The sequence below is a fragment of the Nonomuraea glycinis genome (genome assembly GCF_035920485.1).
GTDB classification, from domain to species: Bacteria; Actinomycetota; Actinomycetes; order Streptosporangiales; family Streptosporangiaceae; genus Nonomuraea; species Nonomuraea glycinis.
Genome location: NZ_CP109166.1, coordinates 7,904,248 through 7,921,338 on the forward strand (window position 1 = coordinate 7,904,248; position 17,091 = coordinate 7,921,338).

Consider the following 17,091-nt stretch of genomic DNA (forward strand, 5'->3'; position numbering starts at 1 on the left):
CGCGCGGCGTCCCCGCTGGAGGTCGCCGGCCCTACCGCCCGGCCGAGGTGATGCCCTCTTCTGCCTATACGGCACTTGCCGCACCGCCGGGGTGCCGCTGACCGCGCCAGGCGTAACGTGGCTGGTTGAGGACCTGTGCCAGCCGCAGTCACATCGAGACGGGGGGGCGGTTGTCCATGGCTAGGTTGCTTTTCGTGATGCCCGCGGCGGCGTACTGGACGCTCAAGGACGGCACCCGGCACGCCACGGGTTACTGGGCCGAGGAGTTCGCGGCCCCGTACAAGGCGCTCACGGAAGCGGGTCATCAGATCGTGGTCGCCACGCCGGGCGCGGTGGTCCCGACCGTGGACATGATGAGCCTGCGCCCGGAGATGGCCGGCAGCGCGCAGATCGCCCTGGACCTGGAGGCGATCATCCGTTCCGCCGAAGAGATGCGGCGGCCCATCCAACTGTCCGAGGCTCGCCTGGAGGACTATGACGCCGTCTACTGCCCGGGTGGTCATGGCCCGATGGAGGACTTGTGCGCCGACGCCGACGCGGGCCGGCTGCTGACGGCGGCGCTCGCCTCGGGCAAGCCGCTGGCCATCGTGTGCCACGCGCCCGCGGCGATGCTGGCGACCAGGATCCGCGGAGTGTCGCCCTTCGCCGGCTATCGGGTCACCGCCTTCACCAACGAGGAGGAGGAAGGAGTCGGTCTCGCCTCCAGGGCGCGCTGGCTGCTGGAGGACGAGCTCGTCGCCCTGGGTGTCGACTACACCAAAGGCGAGCCGTGGAAGCCGTACACGGTGGTGGACCGCAACCTGTTCACCGGGCAGAACCCCGCCTCGGCTGCCGTTCTGGCCGAGCGGCTGCTCAAGGCCCTGCCATAGCGACGGCCCGCCCATGCCGGCCCCCGGGAGATCGCCTTTACGTTGTAGATCAGAAAGCGGAATTCGCTGATCGGGGCGGGTTCGCGGTGGTCGTGCTGGTCTACTGTTCGGGCTGGTAGACCAGGATGACCAGGCCGGAGCTGAAGGTCCTGTTCTCCAGCAGCTTCAGTTTCGTCTTCGACTCGCGCCTGAACAGCGGCTCACCCTCACCGACGATGAGGGGGTGCACCCACAGGTGGTACTCGTCGAGCAGCCCGGCCCGCGACATCGCGTCGGTCAGCCGCCCGTTGCCGTAGATGATGATGTCGCCGCCCGGCTGCTGCTTGAGCGCGGTGACCTCCTCGACGAGGTTCTCGCCCCTGATGATGGTGGAGGTGCCCCAGATGTCGGCCTTCTCCAGAGTGTCGCTGACCACGTAATGGTGCATGCCGTTGATCCGGTCGGAGAACTCGTCGCTGGGCCTGGTCGGCCAGACCGACGCGAACCCCTCGTACGTGAGCCGCCCCGACAGCAAGGCGTCCGACCTGCGCATCAGGTCCAGGGCGTACTGGTTGGCATCGTCCGTCCGGTAGTCGAACGACCAGTTCTGCGGGTCGTCGATGTAGCCGTCGAGCGTGGCGTAGGTCGACGCGATGACTTTCCTCATTGTTCTCTCCAGGGGTGATCGTTTCTGGCGTCCCGTAGCGCACGGGCCCACCATGACAGCTGGTCAAGCGTGATTCCGGCCGCCGCATGGCAGCTCGCGCCCCGTTTGGGCCAGGAGCCGTCGGCGTCGAAGAGATCCCAGTAGCAGGGCAGGCTGACCGCCTCGGTGACGGCCACCGCCCGCAGCACGGCGAAGATCTCACGGAGCTGGGCGACCGCGTGCAGGCCGCCCGACTCCCTTCCGTACGACACGAAAGCGACCGGTTTGGCCTGCCACTCCGCGTCGTACCAGTCGATGGCGGTCTTGAGCGGTGCGGGGAAGCTGTGGTTGTACTCGGGGGTCACCACCACGAAGCCGTCCGCCGCGGCCAGCCGTGGAGCCAGTGCCCGTACCTGGGCCGGCGGCTCCTCGTCCTCGTCGGTGAGGACGTCGGGCAGCCGGGCCTCGGCCAGATCGACGACGTCGACCTCCAGCTCCCGGCGCCTGCGGGCCTGGGCGGCGAACCACTCGGCCACCGTCGGGCCGAACCTGCCGCTTCTGGTGCTACCGATGATCACCGCCACCCGCAGCCGTTCGTCGCTTGCCATGTGACCACTGTGCTGGGCGGGCCTTACCGGTTCCTTCCACCGCGCTTACCGCTCCGGCATAGGGTGACGGTCATGCGGTTTGGGGTGCTTGGCCCGCTGATGGTGTGGGACGCGGACGGCGTGCCCGTCACGATCCGTGGGCTGAAGGTCCGCGCGCTCCTGGCCGACCTGCTCCTGCACGAGGGCCGCCCGGTGTCGGCCGATCGGCTGGTCGACGACCTGTGGGGAGACGACGCCCCCGCCCAGCCGTCGGCCACGTTGCAGGTCCGGGTCTCGCAGCTGCGCAAGGCGCTGGGCGATCGGAGCCTGGTGGCGCACCGGCCCGCGGGCTACTCGCTGCAGGTGGAGGCGGACGCGGTGGACGCGCGCCGGTTCACCGAGCTCACCAGGCGGGCCCAGGCGGCGAAGGACCTGGGAACGCGGGCCGCGCTGCTGGCCGACGCGCTGGCCCTGTGGCGGGGCCCGGCGTTCGCCGATTTCGCCGACGAGGAGTTCGCCAGGGCGGCGATCGCCCGGCTGGAGGAGCAGCGCCTGACCGCCGTGGAAGCGCACGCCGAAGCCCGGCTGCAGCTGGGAGAGCACGCCCTGCTCGCCGGGGAGCTGGGCGACCTGGTGGCGCGGCATCCGCTGCGTGAGCGGCTGCGGGCCGTACACCTGAAAGCCCTGTATCGGGCCGGGCGGCAGAGTGAGGCGCTGGAGAGTTACGCCGACCTGCGTGAACGGCTCGGCGAGGAGCTCGGGCTGGACCCCGGCCCCGAGCTGGCCGAGGTGCAGCGGGCCATCCTCGCCCAGGACCCTGACCTCGCGCCGGCGGTACGGCGCGCCACCAACCTGCCCGCTCCGCTCACCGAGCTGATCGGACGGGACGAGCCGGTGGCCGCGGTTGCCGCACAGCTCGGCACGCATCGGCTGGTGACGCTCTGCGGGTCCGGCGGGGTGGGCAAGACGCGGCTGGCCGTGGAGACGGCGGGCCGGCTCGTCTCCGCCCACGCCGACGGGGTCTGGCTGGTCGAGCTGGCCGCCATGCCCCGGTCCGGCGAGGTGGCCGAGCTCGTGATGGCGGTCATGGAGATCCGCGACCCGGGCGGCGAGCCGCTCTCGGCGAGCGACCGGCTGGCGCGGGCGCTGCGCAACCGGCGGATGCTGCTGGTGCTGGACAACTGCGAGCACGTCGTGGAACAGGTCGCGGACCTGGCGGAGGCGCTGCTGCGGGCCGCGCCGGAGCTCCGCATCCTGGCGACGAGCAGGGAGCCGCTGGCGCTGCCCGGCGAGGTGGTGTGGAACGTGCCGCCGCTGGAGCACGGCAGCGCGGTCCGGCTGTTCGCGGCCAGGGCGGCGGCCGCGCAGAGCGATTTCCGGCTCGACGACACGACCGCCCCCGCCGTCTCGCTGCTGTGCAGGCGGCTGGACGGGATCCCGCTGGCGCTGGAGCTGGCCGCCACCAGGGTGCGGGCGCTGGGCGTGGACGGCCTGGTGGACCGGCTGGACGACCGCTTCAGGCTGCTGGCGACCGGGCATCGGGGCGCGCCTCCCCGCCAGAAGACGCTGACCGCCATGATCGACTGGAGCTGGGAGCTGCTGACCGAGCAGGAGCGGCTCGTGCTGCGCCGCCTGGCCGTGCACGCCGACGGGTGCGTCCTGGAGGCGGCCGAGGCCGTGTGCCCCGGCGACGGCGTGGCCGCCGAAGACGTCCTCGACCTGCTCGCCCGCCTCGTCGACCGGTCGCTGGTGGCCAGGGCGGAAAACCGCTTCCGCCTGCTGGAGTCCGTCGCCGCCTACTGCGTGGACCGCATGCGCGAGGCGGGCGACCTGCACGAGGTACGGCACCGGCACCACGCCTATTACACCGAACTCGCTGAACGAGCCGCCCCCCACCTGCACGGCCCCGGCCAGCGCCGGTGGCTCGGCCTGCTCGACGCGGAGGCCGCCAACCTCCGCGCCGTCGTGGACGGCGCCCACCCGGAGCTGTCCCTCCGTCTCGCCCAAGCCCTCACCTGGTACTGGTACCTCCGCGGCCGCCTGACCGAAGCCGGTCGCTCCCTCGACACCGCCCTCACCGCAGCGGACGGCGGGGGGCGGTCCGCGGCGAGGGCGTGGCTGCTGGGCGTCTCCGTGCTGAAGGGCGGGAGTGCCGCGTGGGAGGCACACCGGGAGCAGGCGGCGGAGGTGCTCGCCGGGGAGCTGGGCGAGCGGGCCAGGGCCGCGTGGTTCCTGGCCTCCGCGCTGGTGAACCTGGGGGAGATGGAAGCCGCCGAAGACCTGCTCGACAGGGCTCTGGAGGCCCTGCGCGCCGCGGGTGACCGGTGGGGCGAGGCGGCGGCGCTGAGCACGCGCGCCCAGTTCGCACACGTACGCGGTGATCTGGCCGTCCTCGAGCGGGCGGCGACCACAAGCGCGGAGCTGTTCGCCGAGCTCGGCGACCGATGGGGTCAGCTGCAGGCGTCGGGCTGGCTGGGCGGCCTGGCCGAGCTGACCGGCGACAGCGACCGCGCCGCCAGGCTGCACGAGGAAGGCGTGCGCAGGGCGGAGGAGCTGGGCCTGTGGCCGGAGGTCAGCGGTCAACTCGCCTGGCTCGGCTGGACCCACGTGCAACGCGGCGACTACGCGACAGCCTGGAAGCTGTGCGAGCGCGCCCTCCGCCTCGCCACGGAGCAGGACTACGCGGGCGGCGAGATCCTCGCCGAGATCGGCCTCGGCTACGCCGCCCGCCGTCGGGGCGAGCTCGATCTCGCCGAGAAACACCTCGGCAACCTGGTACGGCGGGCGAGGTCAGGAGGCGGCGCCGAGCCCCTGTACCTCTCGATGGTCCTGGTCGAGCTGGGCTTCACCGCCGAGGAACGCGGCGACGCCGAGGCCGCCCGCGCCCTGCACCTGGAGGCGTACGGCGCGGCACGCAAGCTCGACTCCCCGCACAGCGCGGTCGCCGCCGCGGAGGGCCTGGCCGGGGCCGTGGCCCTCGCGGGCGCCCACGCCCACGCCGCCCGGCTCCTCGGTGCGGCGGCCGCGTCCCGCGAGGCCACCGCCCTCCCCCGGTCCCCGGCGGAACGTGCCGACGCCGACCGGATCGCCGCGACGTGCCGCCGGATCCTGGGTGTCGAGATCTTCACCGCTGAGTACGCCGCCGGCCGCCACCAGACCCTGGACGAGACGATCACATGAAGTCACGCAGCGGCGCGTACTCCTGGACGGTCTCGGCCAGGTCGCGGACGAGTCGAAGAGGAGCGTGGGGATGAGCGCGGTGACTTGCTGGACGCCATGGTCGCGCACCTGGTGACCCCGCCGGACGGCGCCGCTGCACCCCTCGACGGCAGCTGGGACGAGCGGCTGCGCGCCGTCGCGGCCGGCACCCGCGAGATCATGCCGGCCCACCGCGACGGCGCCCGCCTCGTGTCCGGCTTCCACGACCCGGGCCCCGGGGCCGTCGCCGTACCCGATGCTTCATAGAAGGTCGGGGTGTGAGGGACATCCGCGGCCTGCCCGGCGCGCACCGGCGGCGGCCGCGAGGTCCCGCCGCCGAGCTCGGCCGGGGGTCAGGCGGTGAGGCCCAGGGCCGCGGCGGTCACCGTCCGGGCGCTGCCCGGCCGTACGAGCAGGTCGACGGAGTCGGAGAGCTGGTCGACGCATCCCACCGGCGGCAACTGCTTGATCACCGGGTCGGAGACCCCGGCCATCAGCGCGTCGGCGAACCGGTCGCCGCCGATCACCTGGAACGGCCGGTCGTGGAAGCCGCGCACCCGCTCGTCGAGCCGCCCGGCCAGCCCGATCCGGTTCTGCAGCGCCGCCAGCCGGGTGTACGCGTCCGACAGGCCGTCCTGCCGATCCCACCACGACCGGGCCGCCAGCGCCGCCCCGAGGGACTCCCCCAGCTCGGTGGAGCCGGGCATCCGGGCCAGCGCGCTGCCGAGCCATTTGGCGTACGGCGGGTAGCGCCGGCGCAGCAGCAGCGCCAGGCGCATCACGTCCCGGGCCAGCCGTGCCCCCTCGACGGCCGAGCCGAGCTCGTCGCCCACCTCGCCGCAGCGGCCGGGGAACGGCTCCTCCTGAGCGATGCGCCGCCACTGACAGGCGAGGACGTAACGCCACACGTCCTCGGGATACCAGCGCAACGCCCGCCGGACCGCCTCCAGCCCGCCCGCCGAGGACGGCTCGTCCGCCAGCCCGTCGTGGAACACGTCGCCCTGGGTCACCTCGGCCAGGCGCTGCCACGGCACCGACAGCCAGTCCAGCAGCGACATGCCCCGGCGCGGGTCGAACCCGAGCTGCCCCGCCAGCCACTCCCCCAGCTCGGCGACCACGACGCCGGGCCGTACCTCGCCGTGGTAGTCGAACACGGTGGCCAAGCCTCGGAAACGCGCGGGCAGCCCGGCGGCGACCTCGGCCTCGACGGCGGTCACCAGCCCATCGGGGACGAAGACCAGCACCCGGGGGCCCCAGTCGTGATCGGCGGACCGGCTCGTGTCGAAGGACAGCACCTCTGAGCCCGGCCCGATCAACGCGGCACTGTGCGGCACCCCGGCCAGCAGCGGCGCCACCGCCTCGGCGTAAAAGGCACGGGACAGTTCGATACCAGGTACGAAATCGGTCATCATTCGTCCACTGTGCCTGACCACTCCGCGAAGCTCATCCGATTTACGTGCGGCCAGGTCAGCGGGCGGTCAACCGCAGGTCATGGCGTACGAAGCCGGCACGGGGGCGAACCTCAGGCGGTGACGTACGGTGAACCTCCGCCAATGACGGACGAAGCCGGCACAGCAGACCGACCTCAGGCGATGACGTACGAAGCGAGCACGGGGCGGCGGCGGTAGCCGAGGCGCTCGTAGACGGCGATGGCCGTGAGGTTGTCGTCGTCGACCATCAGGGCGGCCCGCCCGTGCGCGGCGACCAGTTCCCGCGACACCCACCGGCACACCCGTTCCGCCATCCCCTGTCCCCGCCATCGCGCCGCCGTGGCCACCCCGGCGAGGAACCCCACCGACGGCGCCGACCAGGCCTCGGCCGCGACCGACGCCGGCATCCCGTCGATCCGCACCCCGGCCCACCGCCGCACCCCCACGGCCCCCGGGACCGCGTACGATCCGGGCGCGTGCCGGGCGAGCAGCGCCGCCACCTGCTCGTCGTCCCCCTCGTCCAGCCAGCCGACCGGCCCGGCGTCCCAGGCGGGGTGGGGGGCCGGGGGCGGAAGGCGGGTGAGGCTCATCCAGGAGAACTCGCCCGCGACCGTCAGCCCGGTCAGCTCCCCCGTCACCCGCCTCATCAGCTCCCGCTCCCCGAACGGGCGGTAGCCGGGCCCCAGCTCGGCGAGCGCGTGCCGCACCAGCTCCACCGCGGGGGCCGTACGCGTGCCGCCCAGGACGGCGAGCCGGTCGCCGCGGGAGATGTCCGGGGCGGCGGCCACCACCGCGTCGCCGAACGCCCAGGCCCGCGCCCGGCCGGTCAGATCCTGCGCCGCCCACACCAGCAGGTCGTCATCGCAAGCGGCCCGCAGCTCCGCCAGGCCGGTGAACTCGTGGATCAACCCGCCTCCCCGGCCTCCGTGGCGAAGTGGATCAACCCGCCTCCCCAGGCTCCATGGCGAACCCGCCCATCAGGAGACCGGCAGCCGGAAGCTCACCCCGAAGGCCCAACCCCGACGGGCGCGCTGGGGGGACGACCCGAACAGGCGGGAGTCCGTACTGGAACAGGGTGAGCCGGACGGGCGGGAGTCCGTGCCGGGACGGGGCGAGCCGGTCGGTCACAGGATCGCGCCCGGCCGATAGGCGGCCGCGTCCGGGTGAGCGGCCACCACGTGCCCCACCTGCTCGGACACGGCCGCCACCTGGCCGGCCGCCGCGCCGGTGAACGACACCCGGTCCGCCAGCAAAGCGTCCAGCGCCGGCCGGTCCAGGGGGAAGCGGTCGTCGGCGGCCAGCCGGTCGAGCAGCTCGTTGGCGGCGCCGCGCGAGCGCATCGCCAGCGCCGACCCGACCGCGTGCTCCTTGATCAGCTCGTGGGCCTGCTCGCGGCCCATCCCGGACCGGACGGCCGCCATCAGCATCTTGGTCGTGGCCAGGAACGGCAGGTAGCGGTCGAGCTCGGCGGAGATCACCGCCGGGAACGCGCCGAACTCGTCCAGGACCGTCAGCATCGTCTCCATCAGCCCGTCGAAGGCGAAGAACGCGTCCGGCAGCGCCACCCGGCGCACCACCGAGCAGGACACGTCGCCCTCGTTCCACTGGTCGCCGGCCAGCTCCCCGACCATGGAGGCGTAGCCGCGCAGCACCACGGTCAGGCCGTTGACGCGTTCGCAGGAGCGGGTGTTCATCTTGTGGGGCATCGCCGAGGAGCCGACCTGACCCTCCTTGAACCCCTCGGTGACCAGCTCGTGCCCGGCCATCAGCCGGATGGTCTTGGCGAGGGAGGAGGGGGCGGCGGCGAGCTGGACCAGGGCGGTGACCACCTCGTAGTCGAGCGAGCGGGGATAGACCTGGCCGACGCTGGTGAAGCGGTGGGGGAAGCCCAGGTGGCCGGCCACCCGGTCCTCCAGCTCGGCGAGCTTGCCCGCGTCGCCGCCCAGCAGGTCCAGCATGTCCTGGGCGGTGCCGACCGGGCCCTTGACGCCGCGCAGCGGGTAGCGGGCGATGAGCTCGTCCAGCCTGCGGTAGGCGACGAGCAGCTCGTCGGCGGCGGAGGCGAACCGCTTGCCGAGGGTGGTGGCCTGCGCCGCCACGTTGTGCGAGCGGCCGGCCAGCACGGTGGCCTCGTGCTCGGTGGCCAGCGCGGTGAGGCGGGCCAGCAGGGCGACGACGCGGTCGCGGGCCAGCAGGAGGCTGTCGCGCACCTGCAGCTGCTCGACGTTCTCCGTCAGGTCACGGGAGGTCATGCCCTTGTGCACCTGCTCGTGCCCGGCCAGCGCGTTGAACTCCTCGATGCGCGCCTTGACGTCGTGGCGCGTCACCCGCTCCCGCTCGGCGATCGAGGCCAGGTCGACCTGGTCGACGACCTTGTCGTAGTCGCCGATCGCCTGCTCGGGGACCGCCACGCCGAGCTCGGCCTGGGCGCGCAGGACCGCCAGCCACAGCCGCCGCTCCGCGACCACCTTGTATGCGGGCGACCACAGGCGGGCCAGCTCGGGCGAGGCGTATCGGGCGGCCAGAACATCGGGGATAAGCGGCTTGGAAGTCACGTCGGACAAGTGTATGCACCCGTGTCCGCCCGTACGGCACGCAGGTCGTACGGGCGGACGGCGCCCCGGCAGGGGCGGGGGTCATGACGTCGGCGTCAGCACCTTGGCCTCGGGCTGGGCGGGGGCGGGGGTGCGGCGCAGCCGCTCCTTGCCCCGCTCGACCATCGTGTAGAGCGTCGGCACCAGGACGAGCGTGAGCAGCGTCGAGGTGACCAGGCCGCCGATCACCACGATCGCCAGCGGCTGGGAGATGAACCCGCCCGAGCCGGTCACGCCGAGCGCCATCGGGATCAGGGCGCAGATGGTCGCGATCGCGGTCATCAGGATCGGCCGCAGTCTGCGGCGGCCGCCTTCGATCACCGCTTCCACGATGCCCATGCCCTGGTCCCGGTACTGGTTGATCAGGTCGATCAGCACGATCGCGTTCGTCACCACGATGCCGATCAGCATGAGCATGCCGATCAGCGCGGGGACGCCCATCGCCGTGTCCGTCGCCACCAGCAGGCCCACCGCGCCGGTCGCCGCGAACGGGATCGACACCAGCAGGATGAGCGGCTGCACGAAGCTCCGGAACGTCGCCACCATGATCATGAACACGATCGCGATGGCGGCCAGCATCGCCAGCCCCAGATCCGCGAAGGCGTCCTCCTGGTCGGCGGACGCGCCGCCGATCTCGTACGACGAGCCGGCGGCCAGGCCGAGCCCGTCGAGCTTGGTGGTCAGGGTCTGGGTGACGGCGCCCAGGTCGGCGGCGGACGCCTTGGCCGACACCGTCGCCGAGCGTTCGCCGTCGATCCTGGTGATCTGGGTGGGACCGGCGACCTGCTCGACGTCGGCCACCGTGGACAGTTTCACCATGCCGGCGGCGGTCGCCAGCTCCAGGTCCTTGACCGCCTTGACGTTCTCCGGCGCGTCGCCGCCGCGCAGCACCAGGTCGCTGGCCCGGCCGTCGAGGGTGAGTTCGCCCAGCGGCGCGCCGCGGAACGCCTGCGCCACCGCCTGGCCGATCTGCGCCTCCGACAGGCCGCGCTCGGCGGCTTCCTCCCGGTCGACGCGGACCTCGATGCGCGGGGCGCTGGTCTCCAGGTTGGACGCCACGTCGCGCAGTCCGGTCACCTGGCCCATCGCCGCGGTGACCGCGTCGGCGGCCGTGCGCAGCGCGTCGGTGTCGGGGGCCCGCACGATCACGTCCACCGTGTCGCTGGAGAACCCGCCGCCGCCTCCGCCGGCGCCGCCGACGGTGACCTCGCCGATGCCCGACAGGGTGGCGAGCTTGTCGCGGAGTTGCTGCTCCACCTGGGGCGTGTCGGCGTCCTCCTTGAGCGTCACCGAGTAGGAGGCCCGGTCGGCGCCGCCGCCGGTGCCGCCCATCATGGCGTTGCCGCCGCCCACGTTCACCTGGTAGGACTCCACCGTGTCGAGGCCGGCCAGGACGTCCTCGACCTTGGCGGCGGCCTTGTCGGTGGTCGCCAGGTCGCTGCCGACGGGCATCCGCTGGCTGAGCGAGATCGTGTTCTGGCCGGAGGAGTCCAGGAAGTTGGTGCGCAGGCCGCCGGCCAGCGCGATGGTGCCGACCATCACCGCCACTCCGATCAGCACCGTCACCAGCTTGAAGCGGGTGGCGAAGCGCAGCACCGGCAGGTAGGCGCGCTGCAGGGGGCTGCGCAGCTCCTTGGCCTCGGCGGCGTCCCGCTGGGCGCGGGCCTGCTCCGGCGTCAGGTCGGGCGCCTTGAGGAACCAGTACGCCATCACCGGCACCACCGTCAGCGACACCACCAGCGAGGCCAGCAGCGCGACCGCGACGGTGATCGCGAACGGGCTGAACAGCTCGCCCACCATGCCGCCCACGATGGCGATCGGCGCGAACACCGCGACCGTCGTCAGCGTGGACGCTGTCACCGCGCCGGACACCTCGCGCACACCGGCGAGGATGGCGGACTGTTTCGCCTCGCCGTAGCTGAGGTGGCGTTTGATGTTCTCCAGCACCACGATCGAGTCGTCCACCACCCGCCCGACCGCGATCGTCAGCGCGCCGAGCGTCAGCATGTTGAGGGAGTAGTCGCCCGCCCACAGGGCGATCAGCGCGATCACGACCGACAGCGGGATGGACACCGCGGTCACCACGGTGGAGCGCACCGACAGCAGGAAGACCAGGATGACCAGCACCGCGAAGCCCAGGCCGAGCAGGCCCTCGGTGGTGAGGCTCTCGATCGACTCCTCCACGTACGGGCCCTGGTCGAAGACGACCTCCACCGCCTTGTCGGAGCTGTCGCCGAGCGCCCGGCCGAGCTCGGGCAGCTTCGCGGCGATGTCGTGCGAGATCGCCACCGCGTTGCCGTCGGGTGCCATCGTCACCGACACGCCGAGGCTGGTCTTGCCGTCGGTGCGGGTGATGGTGGTGGCGTCGGCCAGGTCACGCTCGATCGTGGCCACGTCGCCCAGTTTCACCGGCTTGAGCGGCTTGGGCTTGACCACCGGCTGCGCCTGAGCCTGCGTCTGTGCCTGAGCCTGCGGCTGGCCGGGGCGGGCCTGCTGCGGCTGGGACTGCTGGGGCTGCTGGGGCTGGGCCTGCGGCTGGGCCGGCGTCAGGTAGAGGCCGCGCAGCTTGGCGAGCGAGTCGACCCGCGTGCCCACCTGCACCGTCAGGGACTTGCCGTCGTCGACCAGCGCGCCCGCCGGGATCGGCGTGCCGTTGGCCCGCAGCACCTCGGGGATCTGCGCCGGCGACACCCCGGCCAGTGCCATCTTCTTCACGTCGGGGGTGATCGTCACCACCTCGTCGCGGATGCCGGTGACCTGGACCTCGCGCACTCCGTCGACGGCCTGCAGCTCCGGCACCATGATCTTGCGCAGCTCGTCGGCCATCGCGCGGGGATCGCCGCCGTCGCCCACGCTCAGCACCAGCACGGGGATGTCGTCGGTGTTGCCCGCCACCACCTGCGGCTCGACATTGGCCGGCAGCCGGCCCTGGATCCGGGACACCGCCTGCTGCATCTTGTTCACCGACGCCTCGATGTCGGTGCCGAACGCGAAGGCCACCTGGATCTGCGCCAGGCCCTCCTTGGAGGTCGAGGTCAGCGTCTCCATGCCGTCCAGGCCCTGGAAGGAGTCCTCGATCGGCTGGGTGACCTGCTCTTCGACGATGTCCGGCGAAGCGCCGGGGTAGGACGCCACCACGAACGCGCCCGGGAAGGACAGGGAGGGCAGCAACTGCTGCTTGAGCTGCGGGATCGTGAACGCGCCGAAGGCGGTCAGCACCACCGCGAGCAAGATCACAAGACTGCGATTGGCGAGGCTTAACCGGGCGAGTGCGGTCATCGGCGTCCCTTCGAAAATATATTGCCCAGAGACTAACACTTCGCCTTGAACGAAATATTAGGACGACGTGACTTTCCTGATAACCTTCTCAGGAACGAGAGGCGAATGTGAACGACGAACGTGAAGAACTGACCCGGCGGATCCTCGAAAACCAGCGCGGCATCGTCAAGGCCTTCTCCCGGCTGCAGTCTCCCCTGTTCTCCTCCAACCTGACGATGCGCCAGCTCATGGTGGTCATGATGGTGTCGGTGAGCGGCTCGGCCACCGGCCAGGAGCTGTCCCATCACCTCGGCGTCGCGCTCGGCACGGTCACCGGCATCGTGGACCGGCTGGTCGCCCACGGCCTCGTCAGCCGGCACGAGGACCCGCACGACCGCCGCGTGCGCCGGGTCGAGCTCACCCCGGCCGGTCTGAAGCTCGTCGAGCAGATCAACGACGCCGGCCTGCAGCAATACCAGTCGATCATGAACTACCTCGACACCGACATGCTCCACTGCCTGAGCAAGGTCAGCCATCGCATGCGCGAGGTCGCCGAGGATCTGTACGGGACGTGACCGGCCGGCGCCTTTACATTGTAGATTCCTTGACGAGGCGGTCCAGCAGCGCGGGCGGCTCGCCCTCGTGGACCACCGTCAGCCGCCTGGTCGCCCGGGTGATCGCCACGTACAGGTCCCGCGTCCCCATCGGCGACTGCGCCATGATCCCCGCCGGGTCCACCACCACGACCCCGTCGAACTCCAGCCCCTTGGCCTGCGTCACCGTCAGCACCGTCACCGGCGCGTCCAGACCGCCGTCCGGGAACAGCGCCGCCACCCGCCCGTGCACGGCATCGGAGGTCACCACGCCGAGCCGGCCCTCGCCGATCGCCGCCAGCTCCCGCGCCACGACACCCGGCAGGCCCGCCACGCCAGAACGGACCGCACGCGGCTCGGCCTCCCCCTCGCGCACCGACTCCGGCGGCCGCAGCGCCGGATCGATCGCGCGCAGGACGTCGGCCGCCACCCGCATGATCTCGGCCGGGGTCCGGTAGTTCACCTCCAGCCGCTCCTGCCGCCAGCGCCCCTCCAGGTAGGGGTCCAGCACCTCGCCCCACGACCGGGCGCCCGCCGCCGAACCCGTCTGCGCGATGTCGCCCACGACCGTCAGTGACTTGGCCGGCACCCGGCGCATGACCAGCCGCCACGCCATCGCCGACAGCTCCTGCGCCTCGTCCACGATCACATGCCCGTACGCCCACGTCCGGTCGCGCGCGGCCCGGTCCGCGGTGCTCAGCTCCTCCCCGTCGTCGGCGTGCCGCTCGGCCAGCACCTCCGCCCGCTGGAAGATGCCCTCCCGCGCCAGTCCCGTCGACTCCAGCACCTCCGCGGCGTACAGCTCCTGCTCCTGCCAGTCCTCGCGCCGCCGCCTGCTCGCCTCCCGCTCGGCCGAGTCGTCCTCGCCCAGCAGCTCGGCGGCCTCGTCCAGCAGCGGCACGTCGTCCACCGTCCAGGCGGCGTCCGCCGGCCGCACCAGCGCCCGCCAGTCCAGCCCCGGCGGTACGAGCGCCCGCAGCGTCCGCGGCGAGGCCAGCAGCCACGCGATCAGCCGCTGCGGCGTCAGCTCCGGCCACAGCGCGTCGAGCGCCCGGCGCACCTCCGGCTCCGCCCACAGCCGCCGCCCGTTCAGCCGCAGGTCGACCTCGTCCAGCTCCCCCTCCAGATCCAGCGGCCCGGCCAGCTCCGGGTCCTCCAGCTCCATCTCCTCCAGCCGCAGCGAGGCCTCCAGCGCCCGCGCCTCGGCCAGGGCCAGCTCCTTGAGCATCTCCAGGACGTACAGCTTGCGTGCCATGTTGTGCGGCAGGCGCACCGCCTGCGCGCGCGCCCGCAACCCCGCGCACACCTCGTACGGCACCCGCAGCGTGAGCCCGTCGGTCACCACCTCCAGGTCCCCGTCGGGCACCCGCTGTCGCTCCCGCACCGCCCCGGCCACCACGGCGGCCATCCGGGCGTCGCCCTTGACCACCGCGGCCCGCGGCTCGTCGGCGGCGGTGGCGCGCACCCCCGGGAACAGCTCCCCGAGCGTGGCCATCACCACCTGCGTCTCCCCCAGCGCGGGCAGCACCTGGCCGATGTAGCGCAGGAACATCGCGTTCGGGCCCACCACCAGCACGCCGCGGCGCTCCAGCGTGGCGCGGTGGGTGTAGAGGAGGTAGGCGGCGCGGTGCAGGGCGGCCACCGTCTTGCCGGTGCCGGGCCCGCCCTGCACCACCAGGGCGCCCTGCATGGAGGCGCGGATCACCCGGTCCTGCTCGGTCTGGATGGTGGCCACCACGTCGCCCATCCGGCCCGTCCTGCCCCGGCGCAGCGCCGCCAGCAGGGCCGCCTCGCCCACCAGCGTGCGTCGGTCGCCGTCGCTCAGCCCCGCCAGGTCGAACACCTCGTCGTCGAGCCCCACCACCTGGCGGTCCCGGGTGTGCAGGTGGCGGCGGCGCAGCACGGCGCCGGGGTCGGTGGCCGTGGCGACGTAGAAGGCGCGGGCGGCCGGGGCCCGCCAGTCGATCAGCACCGACTCGTGCTCCTCGTCCCGCAGCCCGATCCGGCCGACGTAGACGGTCCGGCCCGAGCGGTCGTCGATCCGGCCGAAGCACAGGCCGCGCTCGACGGCGTGCAGCTGCGCCAGCCGCCTGGCCTGCTCCGACGCCATCACCTCGCGCTCCACCATGGCCTGGCGGCTGCCGCTCGCGCCGCCCAGGCCGTGCACCTGGCGCAGCGTCGCCCGCGCGCGCGTCCTGGCCTGGTCGAGCCGGTCGTACAGCGCCGAGACGACACGCTGTTCGGTGTCAAGGGCTTCAGCAAGAGCATCTTGACGATTAGCCATTAGCTGCTATACTCCCTAGTGGGACGGTTGCCTTTTGGTGACGGGCGGTTCAGCGTACCTTTCGCGTGCTCCTCGGGCAAGGGTCGAGCGCGCGTCCGTGCTACCTTCTCCGGTCGTGACCGACTACCTCCAGGATCTGTTCTCCCTCGCCGGCCGGCGCGCCCTCGTGACCGGCGGCAGCTCCGGCATCGGCCTCGCCATCGCCGAGGCCCTCGGGCGGGCCGGCGCGGAGGTGGTGATCGTGGCGCGCAGGCAGGCCGAGCTCGACCAGGCCGTCGAGCGGCTCGGCGGGCACGGCGTGCGAGCCCTCAGCATCAGCGCCGACCTGGGCGACCGGCAGGCGGTCGAGCGGGTCTGCGCGACGGCCGGCCGGATCGACATCCTGGTCAACGACGCCGCCAACAACATCCGCAAACCCATGGCCGAGCTCACCGCCGACGACTACGAGCAGACCATCGCGGTCAACCTCACCGCCCCCTTCCTGCTCGGCCAGCACTTCGGCCCGCGCATGGCCGAGCGCGGCTGGGGCCGCATCATCAACATCGGCTCCCAGCAGACCGTCAGCGCCTTCGGCGACAGCGGCGTGTACGGCGCCGCCAAGGCCGCCCTCGGCGGGCTGACCCGTTCGCAGGCCGAGGCCTGGTCGCCGCGCGGCGTGTGCGTCAACACGATCATCCCCGGCTTCGTGCTCACCCCGCTCACCGAGCCCGCCCAGGCCGTCCCCGGCCGCGTCGAGCACATGGCCGCCCGGCACATGGCCGGCCGCAACGGGCTGCCGCAGGACTTCGCCGGCGCCGCCGTCTTCCTGGCCGGCGACGCCAGCGCGTTCGTCACTGGCCAGATGCTGTTCGTCGACGGCGGCTTCTTCGTGCACTGAGCCGCCTGGCGCTTTACAAAGTAGATCCGTACGATCCAGTTCATAAATGTACGATCATTTACCATGACGGCGCTGCCGGAGTACGGTGGCGAGCCTCCGGTGACGAACGGGGGTGTCCGTGGCGCGACCGCGTACGACCAGCGACGAGGCGATCCTGGGGGCCGCCGCGCGAGCGGTCGGGCGGCACGGCCCGACCAGACGCTGCGCCCCTACCGGGCCGACGGCGGGAAGTGAGACGACCATGACCACACCGTTCACCGCCTCGGTGTTCATCGGCACCAGCCTCGACGGCTTCATCGCCCGGCCCGACGGTGACCTCGCCTGGCTCACCAGCCGGGGCGAGGCCGCCGGCGAGGACCTCGGCTACCAGGAGTTCATCGCCGGCGTCGACGCCGTCGTGATGGGCCGGGGCACCTACGAGGCGGGGCTGAGGTTCGACTCCTGGCCGTACGAAGGGATGCGGGTCGCCGTGCTCAGCACCCGCCTGGAGCCCGGCGCGGACCCGCGCGTCACCGTCTACCGCGACCTCGACCGGCTCATCGAGGGGCTGGCCGAGAGCGGGGTCAAGCGCGTCTACGCCGACGGCGGCCAGGTGATCCGCTCGTTCCTGCGGGCGGGACTGATCCACGATCTGACCATCACCACGGTGCCCGTCCTGCTGGGCACCGGCCTGCCGCTGTTCGGCCCGCTCGACGGCGACGTCTCGCTCACCCACCGGTTCACCCAGGTGTTCGGCGCGGGCGTCGTCCAGTCCACCTACACCGTCGACTCCTGAC

14 protein-coding genes are annotated in these 17,091 nt (G+C 72.5%); 7 read left to right on the forward strand and 7 right to left on the reverse strand.

Annotated elements, in window-relative coordinates:
- Nucleotides 1-176: 176 nt before the first annotated feature.
- Complete coding sequence (locus OHA68_RS37280) at nucleotides 177-869, forward strand: type 1 glutamine amidotransferase domain-containing protein (protein WP_327104452.1); 693 nt, start codon at nucleotides 177-179, stop codon at nucleotides 867-869.
- 100 nt (nucleotides 870-969) lie between these two features.
- Here the strand turns inward: OHA68_RS37280 and OHA68_RS37285 are convergent, their stop codons facing one another.
- Both OHA68_RS37285 and OHA68_RS37290 read right to left on the reverse strand, forming a co-directional pair.
- Entirely contained in the window at nucleotides 970-1,515 is a 546-nt protein-coding gene (locus OHA68_RS37285; protein ID WP_327104453.1) for a dihydrofolate reductase family protein, read from the reverse strand.
- Entirely contained in the window at nucleotides 1,512-2,102 is a 591-nt protein-coding gene (locus OHA68_RS37290) for an NADPH-dependent FMN reductase (RefSeq protein ID WP_189140648.1), read from the reverse strand. Before OHA68_RS37290 ends, OHA68_RS37285 begins: the two co-directional genes overlap by 4 nt.
- Nucleotides 2,103-2,174: 72 nt before the next feature.
- Between OHA68_RS37290 and OHA68_RS37295 the strand changes: the two genes are divergently transcribed.
- Nucleotides 2,175-5,261 (forward strand): BTAD domain-containing putative transcriptional regulator, encoded by a 3,087-nt coding sequence (locus OHA68_RS37295; RefSeq protein WP_327104454.1) that lies wholly within the window; start codon nucleotides 2,175-2,177, stop codon nucleotides 5,259-5,261.
- An 84-nt stretch (nucleotides 5,262-5,345) separates the two neighbouring features.
- Nucleotides 5,346-5,546: a TetR/AcrR family transcriptional regulator C-terminal domain-containing protein gene (locus OHA68_RS37300; RefSeq protein WP_327104455.1), complete on the forward strand. Its 201-nt coding sequence runs from the start codon at nucleotides 5,346-5,348 to the stop codon at nucleotides 5,544-5,546.
- Nucleotides 5,547-5,632: 86 nt separating this feature from the next.
- Here OHA68_RS37300 and OHA68_RS37305 read toward each other — a convergent pair whose 3' ends face one another.
- The 4 genes from OHA68_RS37305 to OHA68_RS37320 all read right to left on the reverse strand — a co-directional run bounded on the left by OHA68_RS37305 (nucleotide 5,633) and on the right by OHA68_RS37320 (nucleotide 12,582).
- Nucleotides 5,633-6,691, reverse strand: a complete 1,059-nt coding sequence (locus tag OHA68_RS37305) for a DUF4037 domain-containing protein (protein ID WP_189140646.1) — start codon at nucleotides 6,689-6,691, stop codon at nucleotides 5,633-5,635.
- A 173-nt stretch (nucleotides 6,692-6,864) separates the two neighbouring features.
- On the reverse strand, nucleotides 6,865-7,617 hold the full coding sequence (locus OHA68_RS37310; protein WP_327104456.1) for a GNAT family N-acetyltransferase: 753 nt from the start codon (nucleotides 7,615-7,617) through the stop codon (nucleotides 6,865-6,867).
- A gap of 216 nt (nucleotides 7,618-7,833) precedes the next feature.
- Complete coding sequence (purB, locus tag OHA68_RS37315; RefSeq protein ID WP_327104457.1) at nucleotides 7,834-9,264, reverse strand: adenylosuccinate lyase; 1,431 nt, start codon at nucleotides 9,262-9,264, stop codon at nucleotides 7,834-7,836.
- A gap of 81 nt (nucleotides 9,265-9,345) precedes the next feature.
- Nucleotides 9,346-12,582, reverse strand: coding sequence for an efflux RND transporter permease subunit (locus OHA68_RS37320; protein ID WP_327104458.1), 3,237 nt, complete (start codon nucleotides 12,580-12,582; stop codon nucleotides 9,346-9,348).
- A gap of 107 nt (nucleotides 12,583-12,689) precedes the next feature.
- On the opposite strand from OHA68_RS37320, the gene OHA68_RS37325 reads away from it, so the two are divergent.
- On the forward strand, nucleotides 12,690-13,136 hold the full coding sequence (locus OHA68_RS37325) for a MarR family winged helix-turn-helix transcriptional regulator (protein WP_327104459.1): 447 nt from the start codon (nucleotides 12,690-12,692) through the stop codon (nucleotides 13,134-13,136).
- Nucleotides 13,137-13,149: 13 nt separating this feature from the next.
- Here OHA68_RS37325 and OHA68_RS37330 read toward each other — a convergent pair whose 3' ends face one another.
- Nucleotides 13,150-15,438 (reverse strand): HelD family protein, encoded by a 2,289-nt coding sequence (locus tag OHA68_RS37330; RefSeq protein ID WP_327104460.1) that lies wholly within the window; start codon nucleotides 15,436-15,438, stop codon nucleotides 13,150-13,152.
- A gap of 115 nt (nucleotides 15,439-15,553) precedes the next feature.
- On the opposite strand from OHA68_RS37330, the gene OHA68_RS37335 reads away from it, so the two are divergent.
- From OHA68_RS37335 to OHA68_RS37345, 3 genes are all read left to right on the forward strand, one after another.
- Nucleotides 15,554-16,315, forward strand: coding sequence for an SDR family NAD(P)-dependent oxidoreductase (locus tag OHA68_RS37335; protein ID WP_327104461.1), 762 nt, complete (start codon nucleotides 15,554-15,556; stop codon nucleotides 16,313-16,315).
- Between the two features lie 63 nt (nucleotides 16,316-16,378).
- Complete coding sequence (locus OHA68_RS37340; protein ID WP_327104462.1) at nucleotides 16,379-16,549, forward strand: hypothetical protein; 171 nt, start codon at nucleotides 16,379-16,381, stop codon at nucleotides 16,547-16,549.
- Nucleotides 16,550-16,556: 7 nt separating this feature from the next.
- Entirely contained in the window at nucleotides 16,557-17,090 is a 534-nt protein-coding gene (locus tag OHA68_RS37345) for a dihydrofolate reductase family protein (RefSeq protein ID WP_327104463.1), read from the forward strand.
- The last annotated feature ends 1 nt before the right edge of the window (nucleotide 17,091 follow it).